The organism is Collimonas fungivorans Ter331 (assembly GCF_000221045.1).
Lineage (GTDB): Bacteria > Pseudomonadota > Gammaproteobacteria > Burkholderiales > Burkholderiaceae_D > Collimonas > Collimonas fungivorans_A.
Genome location: NC_015856.1, coordinates 4,754,058 through 4,772,996 on the forward strand (window position 1 = coordinate 4,754,058; position 18,939 = coordinate 4,772,996).

General features: G+C 61.5%; 20 protein-coding genes and 1 riboswitch. Of the genes, 5 read left to right on the forward strand and 15 right to left on the reverse strand.

Features of this window, described 5'->3' with window-relative positions; translation table 11 throughout:
• Positions 1–13: 13 nt before the first annotated feature.
• From gspK to CFU_RS21145, 10 genes are all read right to left on the reverse strand, one after another.
• On the reverse strand, positions 14–997 hold the full coding sequence (gspK, locus tag CFU_RS21100) for a type II secretion system minor pseudopilin GspK (RefSeq protein WP_014008028.1): 984 nt from the start codon (positions 995–997) through the stop codon (positions 14–16).
• Positions 994–1,677, reverse strand: a complete 684-nt coding sequence (locus CFU_RS21105) for a PulJ/GspJ family protein (RefSeq protein ID WP_014008029.1) — start codon at positions 1,675–1,677, stop codon at positions 994–996. Before CFU_RS21105 ends, gspK begins: the two co-directional genes overlap by 4 nt.
• On the reverse strand, positions 1,667–2,059 hold the full coding sequence (gene gspI / locus CFU_RS21110; RefSeq protein WP_014008030.1) for a type II secretion system minor pseudopilin GspI: 393 nt from the start codon (positions 2,057–2,059) through the stop codon (positions 1,667–1,669). The genes CFU_RS21105 and gspI overlap by 11 nt, the downstream gene beginning before the upstream one ends.
• Positions 2,060–2,557 carry a GspH/FimT family protein gene (locus tag CFU_RS21115; protein WP_190275268.1) on the reverse strand — a complete coding sequence of 166 codons (498 nt, stop codon included), beginning with the start codon at positions 2,555–2,557 and terminating at the stop codon, positions 2,060–2,062.
• A gap of 8 nt (positions 2,558–2,565) precedes the next feature.
• Positions 2,566–3,027, reverse strand: a complete 462-nt coding sequence (gene gspG, locus CFU_RS21120) for a type II secretion system major pseudopilin GspG (RefSeq protein ID WP_190275190.1) — start codon at positions 3,025–3,027, stop codon at positions 2,566–2,568.
• 200 nt (positions 3,028–3,227) lie between these two features.
• Positions 3,228–4,262, reverse strand: coding sequence for an NAD(P)H-dependent glycerol-3-phosphate dehydrogenase (locus tag CFU_RS21125; protein WP_041742604.1), 1,035 nt, complete (start codon positions 4,260–4,262; stop codon positions 3,228–3,230).
• 71 nt (positions 4,263–4,333) lie between these two features.
• A complete protein-coding gene (locus CFU_RS21130) occupies positions 4,334–4,684 on the reverse strand; it encodes an SH3 domain-containing protein (RefSeq protein ID WP_417924816.1) in 351 nt (116 codons plus the stop codon).
• Positions 4,685–4,911: 227 nt separating this feature from the next.
• Positions 4,912–5,418: a protein-export chaperone SecB gene (gene secB / locus CFU_RS21135; RefSeq protein WP_014008035.1), complete on the reverse strand. Its 507-nt coding sequence runs from the start codon at positions 5,416–5,418 to the stop codon at positions 4,912–4,914.
• A gap of 134 nt (positions 5,419–5,552) precedes the next feature.
• Complete coding sequence (grxC, locus tag CFU_RS21140; protein ID WP_014008036.1) at positions 5,553–5,816, reverse strand: glutaredoxin 3; 264 nt, start codon at positions 5,814–5,816, stop codon at positions 5,553–5,555.
• A gap of 48 nt (positions 5,817–5,864) precedes the next feature.
• Positions 5,865–6,266 carry a rhodanese-like domain-containing protein gene (locus CFU_RS21145; protein ID WP_014008037.1) on the reverse strand — a complete coding sequence of 134 codons (402 nt, stop codon included), beginning with the start codon at positions 6,264–6,266 and terminating at the stop codon, positions 5,865–5,867.
• Positions 6,267–6,450: 184 nt separating this feature from the next.
• Between CFU_RS21145 and gpmA the strand changes: the two genes are divergently transcribed.
• The 5 genes from gpmA to CFU_RS21170 all read left to right on the forward strand — a co-directional run bounded on the left by gpmA (position 6,451) and on the right by CFU_RS21170 (position 13,093).
• Positions 6,451–7,197: a 2,3-diphosphoglycerate-dependent phosphoglycerate mutase gene (gene gpmA / locus CFU_RS21150; protein ID WP_014008038.1), complete on the forward strand. Its 747-nt coding sequence runs from the start codon at positions 6,451–6,453 to the stop codon at positions 7,195–7,197.
• A gap of 74 nt (positions 7,198–7,271) precedes the next feature.
• Positions 7,272–8,723: a murein hydrolase activator EnvC family protein gene (locus tag CFU_RS21155; protein ID WP_014008039.1), complete on the forward strand. Its 1,452-nt coding sequence runs from the start codon at positions 7,272–7,274 to the stop codon at positions 8,721–8,723.
• 3 nt (positions 8,724–8,726) lie between these two features.
• Positions 8,727–10,238 (forward strand): S41 family peptidase, encoded by a 1,512-nt coding sequence (locus tag CFU_RS21160; RefSeq protein WP_014008040.1) that lies wholly within the window; start codon positions 8,727–8,729, stop codon positions 10,236–10,238.
• Positions 10,239–10,351: 113 nt separating this feature from the next.
• Positions 10,352–11,110, forward strand: coding sequence for a HesA/MoeB/ThiF family protein (locus CFU_RS21165; protein ID WP_041742606.1), 759 nt, complete (start codon positions 10,352–10,354; stop codon positions 11,108–11,110).
• Positions 11,111–11,290: 180 nt separating this feature from the next.
• Entirely contained in the window at positions 11,291–13,093 is a 1,803-nt protein-coding gene (locus CFU_RS21170) for an alkaline phosphatase D family protein (protein WP_014008042.1), read from the forward strand.
• Between the two features lie 65 nt (positions 13,094–13,158).
• On the opposite strand, the gene CFU_RS21175 is transcribed toward CFU_RS21170, so the two are convergent.
• From CFU_RS21175 to CFU_RS21195, 5 genes are all read right to left on the reverse strand, one after another.
• Entirely contained in the window at positions 13,159–13,683 is a 525-nt protein-coding gene (locus CFU_RS21175; RefSeq protein WP_041742608.1) for a 6,7-dimethyl-8-ribityllumazine synthase, read from the reverse strand.
• Between the two features lie 154 nt (positions 13,684–13,837).
• A riboswitch (FMN riboswitch) is annotated at positions 13,838–14,006 on the reverse strand.
• An 84-nt stretch (positions 14,007–14,090) separates the two neighbouring features.
• Complete coding sequence (locus CFU_RS21180) at positions 14,091–14,849, reverse strand: ABC transporter ATP-binding protein (RefSeq protein WP_014008044.1); 759 nt, start codon at positions 14,847–14,849, stop codon at positions 14,091–14,093.
• Complete coding sequence (locus CFU_RS21185; protein ID WP_041742610.1) at positions 14,842–16,644, reverse strand: ABC transporter permease subunit; 1,803 nt, start codon at positions 16,642–16,644, stop codon at positions 14,842–14,844. Before CFU_RS21185 ends, CFU_RS21180 begins: the two co-directional genes overlap by 8 nt.
• Positions 16,644–17,699 (reverse strand): branched-chain amino acid ABC transporter permease, encoded by a 1,056-nt coding sequence (locus CFU_RS21190; RefSeq protein WP_014008046.1) that lies wholly within the window; start codon positions 17,697–17,699, stop codon positions 16,644–16,646. Before CFU_RS21190 ends, CFU_RS21185 begins: the two co-directional genes overlap by 1 nt.
• Positions 17,700–18,866 carry an ABC transporter substrate-binding protein gene (locus tag CFU_RS21195; protein ID WP_014008047.1) on the reverse strand — a complete coding sequence of 389 codons (1,167 nt, stop codon included), beginning with the start codon at positions 18,864–18,866 and terminating at the stop codon, positions 17,700–17,702.
• Positions 18,867–18,939 lie beyond the last annotated feature (73 nt).

The window sequence follows — 18,939 nt, forward strand, 5'->3', positions numbered from 1 at the left end:
ACGCATCTTCCATTTATTGTTCTCTAATCCACACTATGTTGCTGCCGGCTCGGTTATTGGTCGGACGCTGTATCAAGGATACGGTATTGAGACCCGCCCGCCCCATTCGAATCTTGCCGTACACCAAAAAAAAGTTGCTGGAGACCGCTATATTGGCGCTCGGCGAAAAGGGTTTCCCGAACAGATTCGACATTTGCGACGACAAATTCGTCGTATCGAGAAACGGCGCGGCACGGCGGGCGGCTACCAGCGTATTCGCCTCCGACAGCGACAAATCGGCGAAACGGGCCGCCAGCACCTCCGCCGGCGCGGTATTCGCATTGATCGGCATGGTAGCGCCGGCCAGAGGCAGCACTACAACAAAGTCTTGCAATTGCTTCACCATGGCCGGGGTATAACCAGGCACCGCCAGCAGGTCGTCCACCTGCAGCAAGGGCAAGGCGCTGCTGTCCGACTTGGCCGCGGTCTGCTGCCCTGCAGGGTTGGTGATCGGCTGGCTTTTGGCGATGGCCTGCGCAGTGGCGGTAGCCAGCGTGGTCGGCAGGTGCAGGTAACCCAGCAGGCGCTTGTACACCGCCACCTCGTCGGCGACCGGGTTGCCGTTCTGGCTCAGGTTGTTCAGGTTGTAACGCGACTGCGCATCGATGATGCTGCCGGAGAGGACGGCGTCGCCCGCGTCACCGGCCGACTGGCCGTCTTCCACATATTGATCGAGACGGGTATCGGCCAGGGGCGCGGCCCACGGCTGGCCCAGATGGTCGTAGTTGAACTGGCGCCCGCTGGCGCGCAAGATCATGCTGGCCCAGTCCAGGGCGCCGCGCATGATCCAGTCTTTCTGCAGCTGCAGGCGCTGGTTCTCGATCGAGCGCACCTGCACCTGCTGCTGCCAGAACAAGCTGGCGACGATGGTCACCGCCAGCGTCGTCAGCAGCAAGGCGGTCACCACCGCGACGCCGCGCTGTGCGTATAACCTGAGCGACGGCGGCCTCCTGCTCATGACGCCCCCAGCAGGAAGGTCTTGGCCATGGTGCTGCTGCTGTCACCGTTGCTGTGGCCGCGCAGCTGCAAGGCGACCTGCAGGCCGGTCCAGCGGTTGGCGTTGAGGTTGGCGCTATCCTGGCTGCCGGTGCCGGCGGCAGCGGCAGATGGACGCCAGCCCTGGCCGTCGCTGCCCCACAGTTGCATCTGCATGTCGGCGATATCGGACTGCAGCAGCACGGCCTGGCCGTTGTTGCCAGTATCGCCGGCATCGTTGAGGGCGCTCTGCCACATGGTGTCGAGCAGGTTCAGGTCGCGCGTGGGCGCCGATTCCTGGCGTGTCAGGCGGCCGTCGCGCAAGCGGTAGCCGATGACCTGGACGCGGGTCGGCTGCTGGTCGGCAAACACCAGCCGCACCATCAGCAAGCGCCCCGGCTGCGCCAGCAAGGTCGGCCGCGCCGACATCAGGCTGAGCGGCGCGATCTGGGCGCAATCGCTTTGCAGCTGGGCAAAGGTCAGCTGCATGCCGCGCGTCTGTTCCATTTCGGTGGTCAGTGAAACCCGCGACCGCACGATGCCGTCCAGTCCGCGCCAGCCGAGTATCGCCACCATCGCCAGTATGGTGATGGCAATAATCATTTCGACCAGGGTGAAACCGGACGAGCCGCTTCTGCTGCGAACTTTGCTGCTAACGCGCATTCGGCACCACCTGCGACAGGCTAATGATGCGCCGGTCCGAACTGCCGTTGGCGAATACTGCGACCTCGACCCGGCGGAAATACGGGTTCGGCGTGCCGGATACCTTTTCTTCGCAATGCAGCGGCAAATCGCCTTGCGGACAATCGAAGGAACGGTTGCCGATGGAAGGCCACTCATGGCCGAGACGGATCTGGGTCAGCCGGTTTTCCGCCGACCAGTTGGCCATCATGGCGGCGCGCAAGCCGCTGCTGTTCTGCGTCAGGCTGCCGACCGCCCGCAGGCTGGCGCCGAGCGAAGTGCCGACGATGACCAGCGCCACCAGCACTTCCAGCAAGGTAAAACCTGCATCATGGCGATGGGGAAGCGGCTTCGGTGTAAACATTTATTCGACCGCAAAATGGCCGACGCCGTCGGCGCGGATGACAACGCTGCTGTCGCCGCTGGCCATGGTCAGCGCGAACGGCTTGTCGACCGGCTCGCGGCCGAAGATGATGCGCAGCGTGTCCGGCGCGGATGCTTCGGTCGGCGCCGGATTCATGGAAAGCTGCATGGGCGTGCGCTTGAAATCGCGCTGGCGCAGCATGTCGTCCTGGGTCAGCGCCTGCCAGCCGTTTTCTTCGCGCACCAGGAAACGATAACTGTTGGCGTCGGCCTCGAAAGCGGTGGGACGGTTGCGCAAGATGGCTTCTTCGCGCGTCAATTGCAGCAGCAAGGCAATGCGCTGGGCATCGTTCTGCATCACCTGGCGGTCGCTGCGGAAAGCGTTAAGCGAGACCGCGCCCAGCGTGATGCCGGCAATCACCACCACCACCAGCAGCTCCAGCAGGGTAAACCCCTGGATCCGGCCGGCTCTGATCTGGCGCAGATTGCGATGCGCCATTGCAAACATTACAGATCCCACGAGCCGATGTCGGCGTCATTGCCTTCACCGCCCGGCTGGCCGTCGGCGCCGTAGGAGAATATGTCCACTTCGCCCTTGATGCCTGGCGACAGGTATTGGTAAGGCGTGCCCCAGGGATCTTTAGGCAGCTTGTCGATATAGCCGCCGCTCTTCCAGCCGTTGGCGGCGGGACCGTTGGTGGGCTTGGCGACCAGCGCCTGCAAGCCTTGTTCGGTGGTCGGGTAGCGCTGGTTGTCCAGCTTGTACAGCTTGAGCGCCTGCATCAAGGTGCCGATGTCCTGGCGCGCCGCCTGGATCCGCGCATCGTCGGTGCGGCCCATCAGCTTAGGTACCACCAATGCCGCCAGGATCCCCATGATCACCACCACCACCATGATTTCAATCAGCGTGAATCCGCGCTGCATGAGCGTAGGGCGACGTCGAACGACAGGGAACATTGTGCTATGCATTTCTTTCCTTATCAAAAAGGCCATGGACATGTTTGGAAAGGGCGATTATATGCCGCAATCGTTGCAAACAAGCATGAGAGATACACTTAATTCTACCCAGTGTATCTATCCAGGTTTTGTCACTGATTTGACACAAAGAAATGATACTACTTCAAACATGCGCGACCACATTGCATCGCCATGCCCAATCCGTAAAAATATTACGCGGACTCTTCGCGCGGATTGCGCGACAGCAGCAGCTCCATTACCGACTGCAGCGAATCGCCGTCGAATAAAACGCCGGCCACCGCATTGCTGATCGGCATATCGACCCCGCACTCCTGCGCCAGCGCGCGCACCGCGGCGGCGCAACGCACGCCCTCGGCGACATGGCCGAGTTCGGTGACGATCGAAGCCAGCGGCTTGCCTTGCGCCAGGCCCAGGCCGACCCGCCGATTGCGCGACAGGTCGCCGGTGCAGGTCAGGATCAGGTCGCCGACCCCCGACAAGCCCATGAAGGTTTCGCTGCGGCCGCCGAGCGCAATGCCGAGCCGGGTGATTTCCGCCAGGCCGCGGGTGATCAGGGCGGCCCGCGCATTCAGGCCGAGTCCGAGGCCATCGGCCACGCCGGTGGCGATTGCCAGGATATTCTTCACCGCGCCGCCGACTTCGACGCCGACCAGGTCGTCGGTTGAATAGACGCGGATATTGCCGCCGTGGACCGCCGCCACCACCTGTTCGCACAGTCCCGCATGGACGCTGGCGACCGACAAGGCGCACGGCAGGCCGCGCGCGACTTCCTGAGCAAAAGACGGCCCCGACAGCGCTGCGGCTGGAATCGCGTCGCCCAGCACCTGACGCACGATCTGGTGCGGCAGCAGGCGTGTGTTTTCTTCAAAACCCTTGCACAGCCAGACGATATTCGGGATAGGGAAAGCTTGCAGCTGCTGCGCCAGTTCGCGCAGACCGGAGACGGACGAAGCAACGATCAGCAGTGCTTCGCTCTGCGTCGCTGGCGCAGCCGTCGTCGCACCTGCAGCCGTAGTCACATGTGCAAGCGCTTCGGAAAAATCGGCGCTGAGGGACAGCGTTTCCGGCAAGGCAAAACCGGGCAGGTAAGCAGCGTTTTCGCGTTGTGCGGCGGCCGCCGCCATGGTGTCCGGATTGCGCCCCCACAGCAGCACATTGTGGCGCTGCGCCAAGGCGATCGCCAGCGCGGTGCCCCAGGCGCCGGCGCCGAGTACAGTGATGTTCATGGAAGGGATGGTGGGTTCAGGAGACACGGGCGGCCATCAAACGTGTAAAACAAAAATAGGCGGGGCAAAGGTCAATCGCCCCAGACCTCGGTCGCCTTGACATATCCGGCCTGGCCGTCGCGATGGCGCACCTTGGCCCAGCCGGACGCTACCGGGTCAACCAGTTCCAGGAGCACGCCCTTGTCGGCGGTAAACACGACAGCCGCGGCATCGTCGGGATTGGCCCGGATCTTGGCGTTGGCGATACTGACCTGCAGGTTGCGCTTGGCGACCAGTCCCTTGGACTGCAGCCACGACAAATCGCCGCTGGCGTCGCGCACCTTGGTCCACTCGCCATAGGTCAGCACTACTTCGACCGGCATGCCGCGCGGCGCGACCGCTACCCGCCGGCCTTTTTCGGATGGCGCATCGTACAACACCACCGGCGCCGCACCGACCGTCTTGAAGTCGAGCGCATGGGCAGAACCGGCAACGCCAAGCAAGCTGGCCGACAACAAAGCGGTGGAACCGGCTATGCGTGCAAAATTCATCTATTGCTCTCCAGTTGCGGTAAAACTTCCAGGGCGGACAACTGTATCCCTGCCTGGCGCCGTCGGTCCGGCGCCAGGCGAGGCAAAACTGCGCGCTCCGCCCTGCTTGCTATGCAAAATCAGTTGATCGCCGAAGTACCGTCAACCGCAATGCTGTCGCCGCTGCCTTTTTGCTGCTGTTCGGCCAGCGCTTGCAGGCGTTGTTGATAGAACACTTCAAAATTGATTTCGGCCAGGTGGATAGGCGGGAAACCGGCGCGCGTGATAGCGTCCGCCAGGTTGGCGCGCAGATAAGGATAGACGATGTTCGGGCAGCCGATGCCGAGCAGCGGGTCCAGCTGTTCGGTCGGGATATTGCGCAGCTCGAAAATGCCGGCTTGCTTGCCTTCGACCAGGAACGCTACCTTGTCTTTCACCTTGGCGGTGACGGTCACCGTGACAGTCGACTCGAAAATGCCTTCGGCCAGCGCTTCAGCGCCGACATCCACCGCTACTTCGATTTGCGGAGCTTCCTGCTCGAGGAAAATGGCCGGCGAATTCGGTTGTTCAAGCGACAAATCTTTCAGGTAAACGCGTTGAATCTGGAACACCGGTTGTTGTTCAGCTTGTTGGTTCTCTTCAGCCATGACACTCTTTCAGTTAACATTTAAATTAGCCGGGCAGCAGACAAGCTGCCTGGCGGGTTTTTGGCGCGATCAGCGGCACAATCTGCAACAATACCTGAATCGCGGGGCCAATTGACGAAATTAGTTGCCCGAAATCAGGCACTTTGCAGCAAGGGCTCCAGCTTGCCATCGCGATCCAGCGCATGCAAGTCGTCAAAGCCGCCGACATGGGTCGCGCCGATATAAATTTGCGGCACGGTGCGGCGGCCGGTCTTTTGCATCATCGTGTCGCGCTGCGCCGGATCGAGGTCGATCCGGATCTTTTCGATATCCTCCACGCCTTTCGCCTTCAGCAATTGTTCGGCGCGGATGCAATATGGGCACACAGCAGTGCTATACATTACTACATGGGCAGTCATGGTTGTTCCTTGTGCTGACTGAGCCGGATCCAGGGGATCGCGGCCGTGTTATTTGACGGTAGGCAGGCCCTGGGTCTGCCAGGCGGCGATGCCGCCTTCCAGGTTATAGGCCTGGGCAAAACCCGCTTGCCCCAGCTGGGCGACAGCCTTGGTAGCCTGGTTGCCAGTCTGGCATACCACCAACACGTTCTTTGCTTTAAACTTCTCCAGTTCGACCATGCGCTGCGGCAAGTCTTTCAAGGGGATATTCTTGGCGTCGATCAGGTGGGCGGCGGCGAAAGCATCGCTGTCGCGTACATCGAGCACCAGTGTCTTGCCTTGGTTAATCAGCTGGGTAGCCTGTAAAGTCGACACCCGGTTACCGCGTTTTTGCAACAAGGGCAGCAGCAGTGCGCCGCCCGACAAAATTGCTACTGCGAACAGAAAAATGTTATCAATCAAGAATTTCACGTTGATCCAATGGTATTAGTTAATCCCGCCATTATAAAATAGAAGCTGAAGCGCCATTCAATTCGTATCAGGTCCCGCGAAAAAACCTTTGCGCTTTGCCTGCCGACTGGTAAATGCGGAGCCTTCGGCTGAATTCCAATGGCAAGCAATAGATTTCTTACTTTTAGTTGACAAACTCACCACCATGTACAAACTCGTATTGATGCGCCACGGCGAATCCACCTGGAACCTGGCTAACCGCTTCACCGGCTGGGTCGACGTCGACCTTACCGAAAAAGGCGTGGCTGAAGCTAGGCAGGCAGGCCAGCTGCTGAAAGAAGCCGGTTTCACTTTCGACCTGGCCTACACCTCGGTACTGAAACGCGCGATCCGCACCCTGTGGGGCACGCTCGACGAGATGGACCTGATGTGGCTGCCGGTCAGGCATCACTGGCGCCTGAACGAACGCCACTATGGCGCCCTGCAAGGCTTGAACAAGGCGGAAACCGCGGCCAAATACGGCGACGAACAGGTCATGGTGTGGCGCCGCAGCTATGACACGCCGCCGATGCCGCTGGAACCGGGCGATCCGCGCACTTCCTACGACGATCCGCGCTACGCCGGCCTGAAACGCGAGGAAATCCCACTGACCGAATGCCTGAAAGATACGGTAGCGCGCGTCTTGCCGTTCTGGAACGATGAAATCGCACCGTCCATCCGCAGCGGCAAGCGCATCATCATTTCAGCCCATGGCAACAGCCTGCGCGCCCTGATCAAGATGCTGGACGGCATCAGCGACCAGGACATCGTCGGCCTTAACATCCCCAACGGCCAGCCATTGGTATACGAACTGGACGCCGACCTGAAACCGATCAAGAGCTATTACCTTGGCGACCAGGCGGCGATAGCAGCGGCGATGAACGCCGTCGCCAGCCAGGGGAAAGCGAAATAAATATCTCGCTGGACAAGCTCTTCGGCAGCAGCAAACCCCGTCGCGCCATTGGCCGCCCGCCAGCGGCGCGGCTATTGGCATTGTTGCTGGCGGCGGCGCTGGCGGCAACCCTGCCCCTGGGCGCCGGCGCCGCTGTCAAAATCACCGAGCGCAGCAAGCAGAAGCAGGCGGCGGAGGCGCAGCGCGCCGACCTGCGGCAAAAACTGGACAACCTCAAGCGCGACATCAGCCAGACCGAAACCGAAAAAGACAACGCCAGCGACGCCCTGGCCGATTCCGAAGCAGCGGTTTCCAAGGCCACCCGTTCCCTGCGCGATCTAAGCGCGGAACAAAAACAGACCGAAGCCAAGCTGGCCAAGCTGGCGAAACAGCATGACGAACTGAGCAAGACCGTGGTCCGGCAACAGAATCAGCTGGCCGACCTGCTGCGCCAGCAATACGTTGCCGGCAACGAAGACCGCATCAAGCTGCTGCTGTCGGGCGACAACCCGAACCGCATCAATCGCGACCTGCAATACCTGGGTTACGTCTCGCAGGCGCAAGCGCGCCTGCTGGAATCGCTGCGCGCCAACCTGGCCGCGGTGGAAGCCAACCAGACCGAAGCCCAGGACGCCAAGGACGACCTGGACGAAATTGCCCAGGAACAGCGCGATCAAAAGAACCTGCTGGAAAAGGAAAAAGCCAAGCGCGCCACCCTGCTGACCCAGCTGTCGAGCAAGCTGGCAAGCCAGCGCAAGGAAGCCGGCAATATCCAGCGCGACGACCAGCGCCTGTCAGGCCTGGTCGACAAGCTGGCGCAACTGATCGAAGCGCAAAAGAAAACCGAGGCCGCGGCCCGCGAGAAACTGCGCCAGCAGCAACTGGCCCAGGCGCAAGCCAAGGCCCAAGCCCAGGCAGCCCGCGAACGCGAACGTCAGCGCCTGCTTGAGCAGCAGCGCGCGGCCCAGGCCGGGAAACCGCCGGTCGCCGCATCGAGCCCGACCGGACCTACCCCGGCAGGACCCAAGGTCCCCAATCCGGATGCGATCGATGACGATCAGCCGCCACCAGTAGCCGCGCCAGCCACGCCGGCCCCGGCGCCGCTGGCGCGCAATGAACTGACGCCGGAAGCAGACAGCGCCTACGGCAAGCCGTTCGAATCCCTGCGCGGCCAGCTCCGGCTGCCGGTGCGCGGCGACGTCATGGCCCGCTTCGGCAGCAAGCGCGGCGACGGTCCGAGCTGGAAAGGCTTGTTCATCCGTACCCCGGAAGGCAGCGAAGTAAAAGCGGTTGCCGCCGGCCGCGTGGTGTTTTCCGACTGGCTGCGCGGCTTCGGCAACCTGATCATTGTCGACCACGGCAACCAGTACATGACGATTTACGGTAATAATCAGGCATTATTGAAACGTCCCGGAGATGCCGTGAAAGCCGGCGACGTAATTGCCAGCGCCGGCAATAGCGGCGGCAATGAACAATCGGGTTTATACTTTGAAATTCGGCATCAGGGCCGTGCGTTTGACCCACTCGGATGGGTAACTACTAGGTGAAACATGGGCAGTAAACTCAAGAATATCGGTCTAATCAGTCTTGGCGTCATCGCAGGGATAGGCGCCTCCATCCAGTTCGATGCCATTGCGCAGAAAAGTGCCGCAGCGCCATTGCCGCTGGAGGAGTTGCGGCAGCTGGCCGATGTTTTCGGCCTGATCAAGTCCGATTACGTGGAGCCGGCCGACGACAAGAAACTGCTGACCGAAGCCATTTCGGGCATGGTGGCCTCGCTCGACCCGCATTCCGCCTACCTCGACAAGAAGGCCTACAAGGAGCTGCGCGAGAGCACCCAGGGCAAGTTTGTCGGCCTGGGCATCGAAGTCGGCATGGAAGACGGCTACATCAAGGTGGTGTCGCCGATCGAGGATTCGCCGGCCTACCGCGCCGGGATCAAGGCCGGCGACCTGATCACCCGCCTCGATTCCACCCCGGTCAAGGGCCTGACCCTGGAGCAGGCGGTCAAGCGCATGCGCGGCGAGCCCAACACCAAGATCGCCCTGACCATCTCGCGCAAGGATGAAGACAAGCCGCTGATCTTCAGCATCACGCGCCAGGAAATCCGCGTGCAAAGCGTGAAAGGCAAAGTGATCGAGCCGGGTTATGCCTGGCTGCGCGTGACCCAGTTCCAGGAACCGACGGTGGATGACATGGCCAAGAAAATCGCCGCCATCTACGCCCAGGAGCCGAACCTGAAGGGCCTGGTGCTGGATTTGCGCAACGATCCGGGCGGCGTATTGCCGGGTGCGATCGGCGTTTCCGCAGCTTTCCTGCCGAAGGATTCGGTGGTGGTCACCACCAACGGCCAGCTGCCAAGCTCCAAGGCTTCGTTCTACGCCAAACGCGAGTATTACGCCAACCCGGGCAATGACCCGCTGGCGCGCCTGCCGGAAGCGCTGAAGAAAGTGCCGATGGTAGTGCTGGTCAATACCGGTTCCGCCTCCGCTTCGGAAATCGTGGCCGGCGCCCTGCAAGACTATAAGCGCGCCACCATCATGGGCACACAGACCTTCGGCAAGGGTTCGGTGCAATCGGTGATCGCCCTGCCGCCGGACCGCAATACCGCAGTCAAGCTGACCACCGCCCGTTACTACACACCGAACGGCCGCTCGATCCAGGCCAAGGGCATCGTGCCGGACGTGATGGTGGATGAATACGCCGACGGCGACGGCCTGAACGGCCTGCGCCTGCGCGAAGCCGACCTGACCAAGCACCTGAGCAACGATACCGACAAGGGTCCGGAAGTCAAGGCGCCCAAGGTCGACGAGCTGGAAGAAGCGCAACGCATTGCCGCCGCCGAAAAGAAACGCAAGCCATTGGAGTTCGGCAGCAAGGACGATTTCCAGCTGGCCCAGGCCTTGAATCAGCTGAAGGGATTGCCGGTGCAGGTATCCAAGGTGAAACCTGACAACCGTTCGGAAGGCGACAAGGACAGCAAGCCGTCGAAAGACGACAAGCCAGCCCCGGCGGACGGCGCCATCATCCGCAAGGATGAACCGAAGGACGAAAAAAAATAATCGTTTTTCACGCTACACGTAGGGTGGGCACTCGTGCCCACGCGTGACCTTAAATTCACCGACAATGCCCATCCCGGCGCCGCGTGGGCAGAAAAACCTGCCCACCCTACTTTATGAACGACCAGCAACTACTCCGTTATTCGCGCCACATCCTGCTGGATGACATCGACATAGCCGGCCAGGAAAAATTCCTGGCGGCGCACGCGCTGATCATCGGCGCCGGCGGCCTCGGTTCGCCGGTGGCCATGTATCTGGCGTCGGCCGGCGTCGGCCGCATCACGCTGGTGGATAACGACAGCGTCGACCTGACCAACCTGCAGCGGCAGATCCTCCATACCAGCGACCGGATCGGCCAGGCCAAGGTGGCGTCCGGCAAAACCGCGCTGGCGCAAATCAATCCCGACATCCAGGTGGCGGCGCTGGCGGAACGTGCCGACCAGGCGCGTCTCGGCGAACTGATCGGCGCTGCCGATGTGGTGATCGACTGCAGCGACAACTTCGCCACGCGGCAAGCCATCAACAGCGCTTGCGTCGCCCATCAGGTGCCGCTGGTTTCGGGTGCGGCGATCCAGTTCGACGGCCAGCTGAGCGTGTTCGACGCGCGCGACCCCAGCTCCCCCTGTTACGCCTGCCTGTTCCCGCCGGACCGGGAATTCGAAGAAGTCGCCTGTTCCACCATGGGCGTCTTCGCGCCGCTGGTCGGCATCATCGGCAGCATGCAGGCGGCCGAAGCGCTCAAGCTGATCGCCGGCATCGGCACCTCCCTGTCCGGTTTCCTGCTGATGCTGGATGCGCGCAGCATGGAATGGACCCGTATCGGCGTCGCCCGCGATGCAAGCTGCCCGGTTTGCGGACAACGCAGCCATTCCTGAGGCGAAGCAAACCACACATTGATCGGCATTTTATGCAATTGCCAAATGCGTGATTAGACATATCGCTCTTATTGCCAGAATTTCTTCCTCCAATTTCTCCCGCTGCATTAAATTACGCTTTGTTATCGTCTCGTCACAAGATTCGGTCAACATCACATAACGATAAGCGGGAGACAAAACATGAAACGCAGACAGTTTTTGAAGGGTTCGGCATTTTTTACGGTGGTTGCGGCAAGCACGGGATTGCTGAGCGCATGCGGCGGCAGCACCAGCGATGGCAGCACGGGGAAATTCGCGTTTCCTCAGGGCATTGCTTCTGGCGACCCGAAGGAAAACAGCATAGTGTTCTGGGCCCGCGTAGTGCGCAACAATGGCGCCATCGCCGCAGATGCAATTGCCGTACGGCTGGAAGTCTCGGCCACGCCAGACTTTTCCGCTCTGGCTGCGCAAGCCAACCTAAACGCCGTCGCCGACTATGACTTCACGGTGCGCGCGAAAATAACGCAGCTCAAGCCCGACACCGCTTATTACTACCGTTTTACCGCCGGCAGCGACGTCAGCGTAGTCGCCCAGACCAAAACCGCGCCGCTCGCCAGCGCCAGCAACAGCCAGGTGCGCTTCGCCTGGTTCACCTGCCAGGACTGGTCGGTCAACCACTGGCAGGCCATGTCCCTGCTGGCGCAGGAAAACCTGGATTTTGTGGTGCACGTCGGCGACTACATCTACGAAACCGTGGGTGCTTCATTCCAGACCGGCGGCGCCGAACCGGCGCACCAGCCGATCACCTTGCCCAACGGCCTGGCCCACCCGGGCGGCGGCGTGTACGCCAATACGGTCAACGATTACCGCACCCTGTACCGCACTTACAAGACCGACGCGCGCCTGCAGGGCATCCATCACAAATTCCCGGTGATTGCGATCTGGGACGACCACGAATTCTCCGACGACTGCTGGCAGGACCACCAGGTCTACACCAACCAGAACAAGCAGGAAACGACGCGCCGGCGCAGCGCCACCCAAGCCTGGGCCGAATACACGCCTATCGATTTCGGCGACCTGTCGTTCGACCTCAACAACAGCAGCTACCAGAACATCCGCATCTACCGCGATTTCCGCTTCGGCCAGCTGGTGCACCTGGTGATGACCGACGAGCGCCTGTACCGGGACGACCACATCGTCAGCGAACAGTCGGTGGCGCAGCAGGCCGGGCATGATCCGGTCAACGGCGACGATTCGATAGGCGCACGCTACTTCGTGCCGCGCGCCACCCTGCTGCAGATGGAAGCGCAGGAAACCGCCAAGCTGGGACGACCGCCGTCGATACTCGGCACCACCCAGACGCAATGGTGGAAAGACACCCTGAAGAATTCGGACGCAACCTGGAAAGTATGGGGCAATGAAATCATGCTGAACCGCATGTGGGCTGACCTGTCGCCGCCGGCGCTGGGCATCCCGGCGCCCTACAACCAGCTGTATGTGATCAACTGCGATTCATGGGACGGTTATCCCAGCCACAAGGCCGAGCTGCTGTCTTACCTGGATACGCAAAACATCAAGAACGTGGTGGCCATCACAGGCGACCTGCATGCCTTCCAGTGCGGCGTGGTGCGCGCCAATCCGGCCGATCCGGGCAGCACCCCGGTGCTGGTGGATTTCCTGGCGGCAGGCATCAGCAGCCAGTCGTTTTACAACTACATCAAATCCGGCGCGGCGACAGTCAATCCCTTGCTCGGCGCGCTGGTGCAGACGCCGCAGATCTTCGACAGCCTGTTAAAGGGATTCAATCCCGACTTTGCCTACGTCGACCACGATGCCCAGGGCTACGCCTCGGCCACCGTGACCAGCGACAACATTGTAGTGGTGTTCAACAAGGTGAAACCGCTCGCCGCGGATAACAGCGCGCCGCAGCAACCGTTGTTGAAACGCACCCGCATCACGCTGGCAAAGGGTTCGACCATTCCGCAAATCGAAGACAACATCTGATTGTCGCCTGCAGCGGCAATGCCATCGCCTGCCATTGCTTCGGCAGGCGATGGCAAGTTGCCTTATCAGGCGCTGTGCAAGGCGCGTACGGCAGGCTGGCCGGATTTCAGGAGCCGCAGTTTCTGGATGGTGTCGGCGCAGGCGCGCGCAGCTTCCGCGCCCTTCACCAGGAAATGCTCGAAGAAATATTTATGATGCTCTTCGCCGGCGTGGAAATGATGCGGCGTCAATACTGCCGACAGCACCGGCACGCCGGTTTCCAGCTGCACTTGCATCAGGCCGCTGATCACCGCCTGCGCCACGAACTCATGGCGATAGATGCCGCCGTCCACCACCAGCCCGGTCGCCACCACGGCGGCATAACGGCTGCTGTTAGCCAGCAGCTTGGCGTGCAAGGGAATCTCGAAAGCGCCGGCGACTTCGAAGAAATCGATGTCCTGTTCGCTGTAGCCGGCCTTGGCGATTTCAGCGATGAAGGCGATCCGGCATTGATCCACGATGTCGCGGTGCCAGCCGGCCTGGATGAAAGCGATGCGTTCACCGCAGGGCGTTTTTGATCTATCGACTGCGGGATTGTGCTGCTGTTGCATTTGACTACTCCTGTTTAAATGAATAAAACAGGGCGTGTTGGATCGAAAGGAAGCGCGTACCCATGCGAAATCCATCGGTATCAACCGCCGTTGGCAACGGCATAGCCGCCGCCCGGGCAGCAAGACACTGGTCGACTCCTGTAGGCGCCACGCAACCTGTTCTCTCTTTATCCGGACTATACCGTCGGCCCCGGGATCGCACCGGGTCTGCTGACCTTGCCGCGACGCGTCTTTCTAGCGACACTGCGACAAGCGCTCGCGGGCTATGCGCATTGCACGCAATTACCGCCGGTGGGGAATCGCACCCCGCCCTGAGAACGTTTCGCTCAAATTCATACTTCCAACTTGAGCGAGCTGAGAATTTATCACAGAAGCAGCGAGCCTGCAGAAAGCCGCCCGACCTCCGGTCAGCCGCTTTTTTTCGCCAGCCCGAGATAAGTGTCTATCACCTTCGGATCGTGCGCCAGTTCCGCCGCCGGTCCCTGCAGCACCATGTCGCCGGTTTCCAGTACATAGGCGTAATCGGCAACCTGCAAGGCGGCGCGGGCGTTTTGCTCGACCAGCAGGATCGCCACCCCGGTCTGCTTCAGGTTCACGATGATGTGGAAAATCTCTTTCACGATCAGCGGCGCCAGGCCGAGGCTGGGCTCGTCCAGCATCAGCAGCTGCGGCTTGGCCATCAAGGCCCGCCCCAGCGCCAGCATCTGCCGTTCGCCGCCGGACAGGCTGCCGGCCTGCTGGCGGCGCCTCTCCTGCAGGCGCGGGAACAGCTCGTACACCACTGCCATCTGGTCGGCGTAAGCGCGGTCGCCGGCCTTGTAGCGGCGGTAGCCACCCAGCAGCAGATTGTCTTGCACCGTCATGCTGGCAAACAGTTCGCGCGTTTCCGGCACCAGGCACATGCCGCGCGCAACCCGGGTTTCGACCGCCATGCCGTCGATATTTTCACCCAGCAGACGGACCTTGCCGCGCATGCTGCCGTTGTTCGGCATGGCGCCGGCGATCGCATTCAGCATGGTCGACTTGCCGGCGCCGTTGGGGCCGATCACGGTCACGATCTGGCCGGCGCCGACTTGCAGGCTGGCGCCGTGCAAGGCTTCCACCTTGCCGTAGGCAACGTGCAGGTCGGCGACGTCAAGCACTGGAGAAGCAGCATGATTACTCATCGATGCCTCCCAGGTAGGCTTCCAGCACCGCCGGGTCCTGCTGTATTTCAGCCGGCAAACCTTCGGCAATCTTGCTGCCGAATTCCATCACCACCAGCCGGTCGGTCAGGTTCATGACAAAATCCATATCGTGCTCTACCAGCAAAATGCTCATCCCTTCCGCCTTCAGCTTGCGCAGCAGATCCGCCAGCGCCAGCTTCTCCTGGTAGCGCAAACCTGCCGCCGGTTCATCCAGCAGCAGCAAGGTCGGATCGCAGCACAGCGCCCGCGCGATTTCCAGGATCCGCTGCTGGCCCAGCGCCAGGCTGCCGGCTTCTTCGTACAGCAAGTGCCCGAGGCCGACCCGCTCCAATTGTTTTTTCGCCTCGAACAGCAAGCTCTGTTCTTCACCGCGGTTAAGCCGCAGCAGGCTGCGCGCGATGCCGCCGAGGTCGCTGCGACGGGCGCGCAGGTGGGCGCCGATGGCGACGTTCTCAAGCACCGTCATGCTGCCCATCAGCCGAACATGCTGGAAAGTACGGGCGATGCCGCGCGCGACGATCTGGCGCGATGCCAGGCCCGAAATCTGCTGCAAGCCGTCCTGGGCGCGGAACCTGATCGAACCGCCGGTCAACGGCAAGACCCCTGTAACCAGGTTGAACATGGTGGATTTGCCGGCGCCGTTGGGTCCGATCAAACCGACGATCTGTCCCGCCCTGACGCTGAAACTCATGTCGTTGACCGCCACCAGGCCGCCGAATTCCTTGCGCGCCTGCTCTATCTCCAGCACCACTGCGGCATCCGCATGCCGGCTCCGGGTGGCCAGCGACGTAGCAGATGGCGGCGCCAGCGCCGTCGGTTTGCTCGGCATCCATTTGCGCAGATATGGCCACAGGCCGTCGCGCGCGCGCTGCAACAGCAGCACCATCATGATGCCGAACACGATGGTTTCGAAATTGCCGTTGGCGCCCAGCAGCCTCGGCAGCAGCGATTGCAACTGATCCTTCAGCAAGGTCAGCAATGCCGATCCGAGGATCGCGCCCCACAGGTAACCGGCGCCGCCGACCACCGCCATGAACAAGTATTCGATGCCGGCGTTGAGCCCGAACGGCGTCGGGCTTACCGAACGCTGCAGATGCGCGTACAGCCAGCCGGAGATGCTGGCCAGCAGCGCCGCCAGCACAAAAATCAGTATTTTGATCCAGGCCGTGTTGACACCCATCGCCTCGGCCATCACGGCGCCGCCGTTGAGCGCGCGGATGGCGCGGCCCGAGCGCGAGTTCAACAGGTTTTGCAAACCGGCCAGCGCCACCAGCAGGATCGCCCAGATCAGGTAAAACATCTTGCGGCCGCTGTCGAGTTCGAGGCCGAACAGGCTGATGGCGGGGATGCCGTTCAAGCCATCGTATTTACCGAGGAATTCGAGATTGCCGAACAGGAAATACAGCGACAGCGCCCAGGCGATGGTGCCGAGCGGCAGAAAATGGCCGGACAGGCGCATGGTGATGGCGCCGATGGCCAGCGCCGCCAGTGTTGTCACGCCCAGGCCGGCCAGCAAGCCAATCCAGGGCGACAGGCCGAGCTGTGTGCTCAGGTAAGCAGTGGAGTAAGCGCCAAGGCCGACAAAAGCAGCCTGGCCGAACGAAGTCAGGCCACCCACCCCGGTCAGCAGCACCAGGCCCAATGCAACAATCGCATAGAGCCCGATGTAGTTGGCCAGGGTGATCCAGAATTCCGGCGTCGGCAAGATTGGCAGCAAAGCCAGGAGCAGCACAAAACCAATCAACGGCAGGCTGGCAAAAGAGAATTTAGGCATCACTGATCGCCCTCATCCACTTGCTTGCTGGTCAGCGAACGCCACAGCAGCACCGGGATAATCAGCGTAAACACGATCACTTCCTTGAACGCGCTGGCCCAGAACGAGGAATACGATTCCAGCAAACCCACCAGCAAGGCGCCGGCGGCCGCGACCGGGTAACTGCCGAGGCCGCCGATGATGGCTCCGACAAAACCCTTCAGGCCGATCAGGAAACCGCTGTCGTAGTACACGGTAGTCAACGGTGCGATCAGGATGCCGCACAAGGCGCCCAGTGCAGCGGCCAGCGTGAACGCCAGGCGCCCCGCTTGCGCGGTGCCGATGCCGACCAGGCGCGCGCCGAGCCGGTTAACGGCGGTAGCGCGCAAAGCCTTGCCGGACAAGGTGCGTTCGAAATAAAGATAGAGCGCAATGATCAGCAACAGTGAAACCGCGATGATCACACAGCTCTGGCCGGAAACGGTCAGGCCGCCGATGTCGAAACGGGCGTCGGAAAACGGCGTGGTGCGCGAACCTTCGGCGCCGAACATCAGCAGGCCGATGCCGATCAGGGCGTAATGCACTGCCACCGATACGATCAGCAGCACCAGGGTGCTGGCTTCGGCCAGCGGCTGGAACGCCAGCCGGTAGATCATCGGTCCCATCGGCACCACGATCAGCAAAGTCAGCAGCACTTGCAGCGGCATCGCCAACGTCGCATGGCCATACCAGCGGGTGACGGCATAGATGGCCAGCGGCAGCAGCACAAACTTCAGCAAGGCGACGCCGATTTGCCTGACTTTGCGGGTTTCGCCGCTACGGCCGAACATCACGGCCGCCGCTTCCTGGATAAAACTCAAGGCGCCGAGCGCCACCAGCAAGGTCGCAGACAGCGGAAACTTGTCGGCCTGGATCGCCGCCAGCGTCAACGCGCCGAAAGCGACGAACTCACCTTGCGGGATAAAGATGACGCGCGTGACCGAGAACACCAGCACCAGCGCCAATGCCAGCAACGCATATACGGCGCCGCTGGTGATGCCGTCCTGAGCCAGGATGGCGGCAATTGAGAGATCCATCTACTGCGCAGCGCCTATCAGTTTCCACTTGCCGTTGACAATCTCCACCATCACCCGTGCGCGCTGGTCGAAACCGACGTGGTCGGTAGCGCTCATGTTGACGATGCCTTGCGATACCGGCAGGTTCTTGATGGCTTCGATAGCGTCGCGCAACCCGGCGCGGAATTCCTTGCTGCCCGGCTGGCCTTTTTTCAGCGCTTGCGGCGTGGCTGCACCCAGCAGCATGCCGGCATCCCAGGCGTGTCCGCCGAAGGTCGAAATGCTGCCGGCGCCATAGGCTTTTTCATAAGCGGTGCGGTAAGCCATGGCCGATTTCTTGACCGGATTGCTGTCCGGCAGCTGCTCGGCCACCAGCAACGGTCCGGCCGGCAGGAAAGTGCCTTCGCAATCCTTGCCGCAGACGCGCAGGAAGTCATTATTGGCGACGCCGTGGGTCTGGTAGATCTTGCCTTTGTAACCGCGTTCCTTCAGTGTCTTCTGCGGCAAGGCGGCAGGCGTGCCGGCGCCGGCGATCAGGATGGCGTCGGGATTGGCGCTGACCATCTTCAGCACTTGCCCGGTGACCGAAGTGTCGTTGCGGGCGAAGCGCTCGTTGGCGACAATCTTGATCTTGCGCAGTTCGGCCAGCTTGGAGAATTCGCGGTACCAGCCTTCGCCGTAGGCGTCAGAAAAGCCGATGAAGGCCACGCTCTTGACGCCGGCATCGGCCATGTGGGCAATGATCGCGGTCGCCATGTGCGAATCGTTTTGCGGGGTCTTGAAAATCCAGCGGCGCTTGGCGTCGACCGGCTCGACCAGGGCAGCCGAAGCCGCCATCGAAATCATCGGCGTGCCCGATTCCGCGGCCACATCGCTCATCGCCAGCGAACCGGGAACCGCGGTCGAACCGATCAGCAGGTCGACCTTTTCTTCGCTGACCAGCTTGCGCGCATTCTTGACAGCCGTGGTGCTGTCGGTGGCGTCGTCGAGCACGATGTATTGCACTTTCTGCCCGGCGATCTCCTTCGGCAACAGGGCGAAGGTATTTTTTTCCGGAATGCCCAGCGAGGCCGCCGGACCGGTGGCGGAAACGCTCACGCCGACCTTGATCTGGGCATGCGCGCTGCCGGCGGCCAGGGTGATTGCCAATGCTGCGGAAACGGAAGTCCCCAACCATGCTTTTTTCATCTGAACTGCTCCATTGTAGGTTTAGCGCCGACGTTTCCCGGCAACGCTGATATCGTTCTGCCAAGAGATATTA

What these genes read in the sequence shown, in the direction of transcription:
- gspK (WP_014008028.1), bottom strand. Translation starts at nt 997, where the DNA reads ATGAGCAGGAGGCCGCCGTCGCTCAGGTTATACGCACAGCGCGGCGTC.
- CFU_RS21105 (WP_014008029.1), bottom strand. Translation starts at nt 1,677, where the DNA reads ATGCGCGTTAGCAGCAAAGTTCGCAGCAGAAGCGGCTCGTCCGGTTTC.
- gspI (WP_014008030.1), bottom strand. Translation starts at nt 2,059, where the DNA reads ATGTTTACACCGAAGCCGCTTCCCCATCGCCATGATGCAGGTTTTACC.
- CFU_RS21115 (WP_190275268.1), bottom strand. Translation starts at nt 2,557, where the DNA reads ATGGCGCATCGCAATCTGCGCCAGATCAGAGCCGGCCGGATCCAGGGG.
- gspG (WP_190275190.1), bottom strand. Translation starts at nt 3,027, where the DNA reads ATGCATAGCACAATGTTCCCTGTCGTTCGACGTCGCCCTACGCTCATG.
- CFU_RS21125 (WP_041742604.1), bottom strand. Translation starts at nt 4,262, where the DNA reads ATGAACATCACTGTACTCGGCGCCGGCGCCTGGGGCACCGCGCTGGCG.
- secB (WP_014008035.1), bottom strand. Translation starts at nt 5,418, where the DNA reads ATGGCTGAAGAGAACCAACAAGCTGAACAACAACCGGTGTTCCAGATT.
- grxC (WP_014008036.1), bottom strand. Translation starts at nt 5,816, where the DNA reads ATGACTGCCCATGTAGTAATGTATAGCACTGCTGTGTGCCCATATTGC.
- gpmA (WP_014008038.1), top strand. Translation starts at nt 6,451, where the DNA reads ATGTACAAACTCGTATTGATGCGCCACGGCGAATCCACCTGGAACCTG.
- CFU_RS21160 (WP_014008040.1), top strand. Translation starts at nt 8,727, where the DNA reads ATGGGCAGTAAACTCAAGAATATCGGTCTAATCAGTCTTGGCGTCATC.
- CFU_RS21165 (WP_041742606.1), top strand. Translation starts at nt 10,352, where the DNA reads ATGAACGACCAGCAACTACTCCGTTATTCGCGCCACATCCTGCTGGAT.
- CFU_RS21170 (WP_014008042.1), top strand. Translation starts at nt 11,291, where the DNA reads ATGAAACGCAGACAGTTTTTGAAGGGTTCGGCATTTTTTACGGTGGTT.
- CFU_RS21175 (WP_041742608.1), bottom strand. Translation starts at nt 13,683, where the DNA reads ATGCAACAGCAGCACAATCCCGCAGTCGATAGATCAAAAACGCCCTGC.
- CFU_RS21180 (WP_014008044.1), bottom strand. Translation starts at nt 14,849, where the DNA reads ATGAGTAATCATGCTGCTTCTCCAGTGCTTGACGTCGCCGACCTGCAC.
- CFU_RS21185 (WP_041742610.1), bottom strand. Translation starts at nt 16,644, where the DNA reads ATGCCTAAATTCTCTTTTGCCAGCCTGCCGTTGATTGGTTTTGTGCTG.
- CFU_RS21190 (WP_014008046.1), bottom strand. Translation starts at nt 17,699, where the DNA reads ATGGATCTCTCAATTGCCGCCATCCTGGCTCAGGACGGCATCACCAGC.
- CFU_RS21195 (WP_014008047.1), bottom strand. Translation starts at nt 18,866, where the DNA reads ATGAAAAAAGCATGGTTGGGGACTTCCGTTTCCGCAGCATTGGCAATC.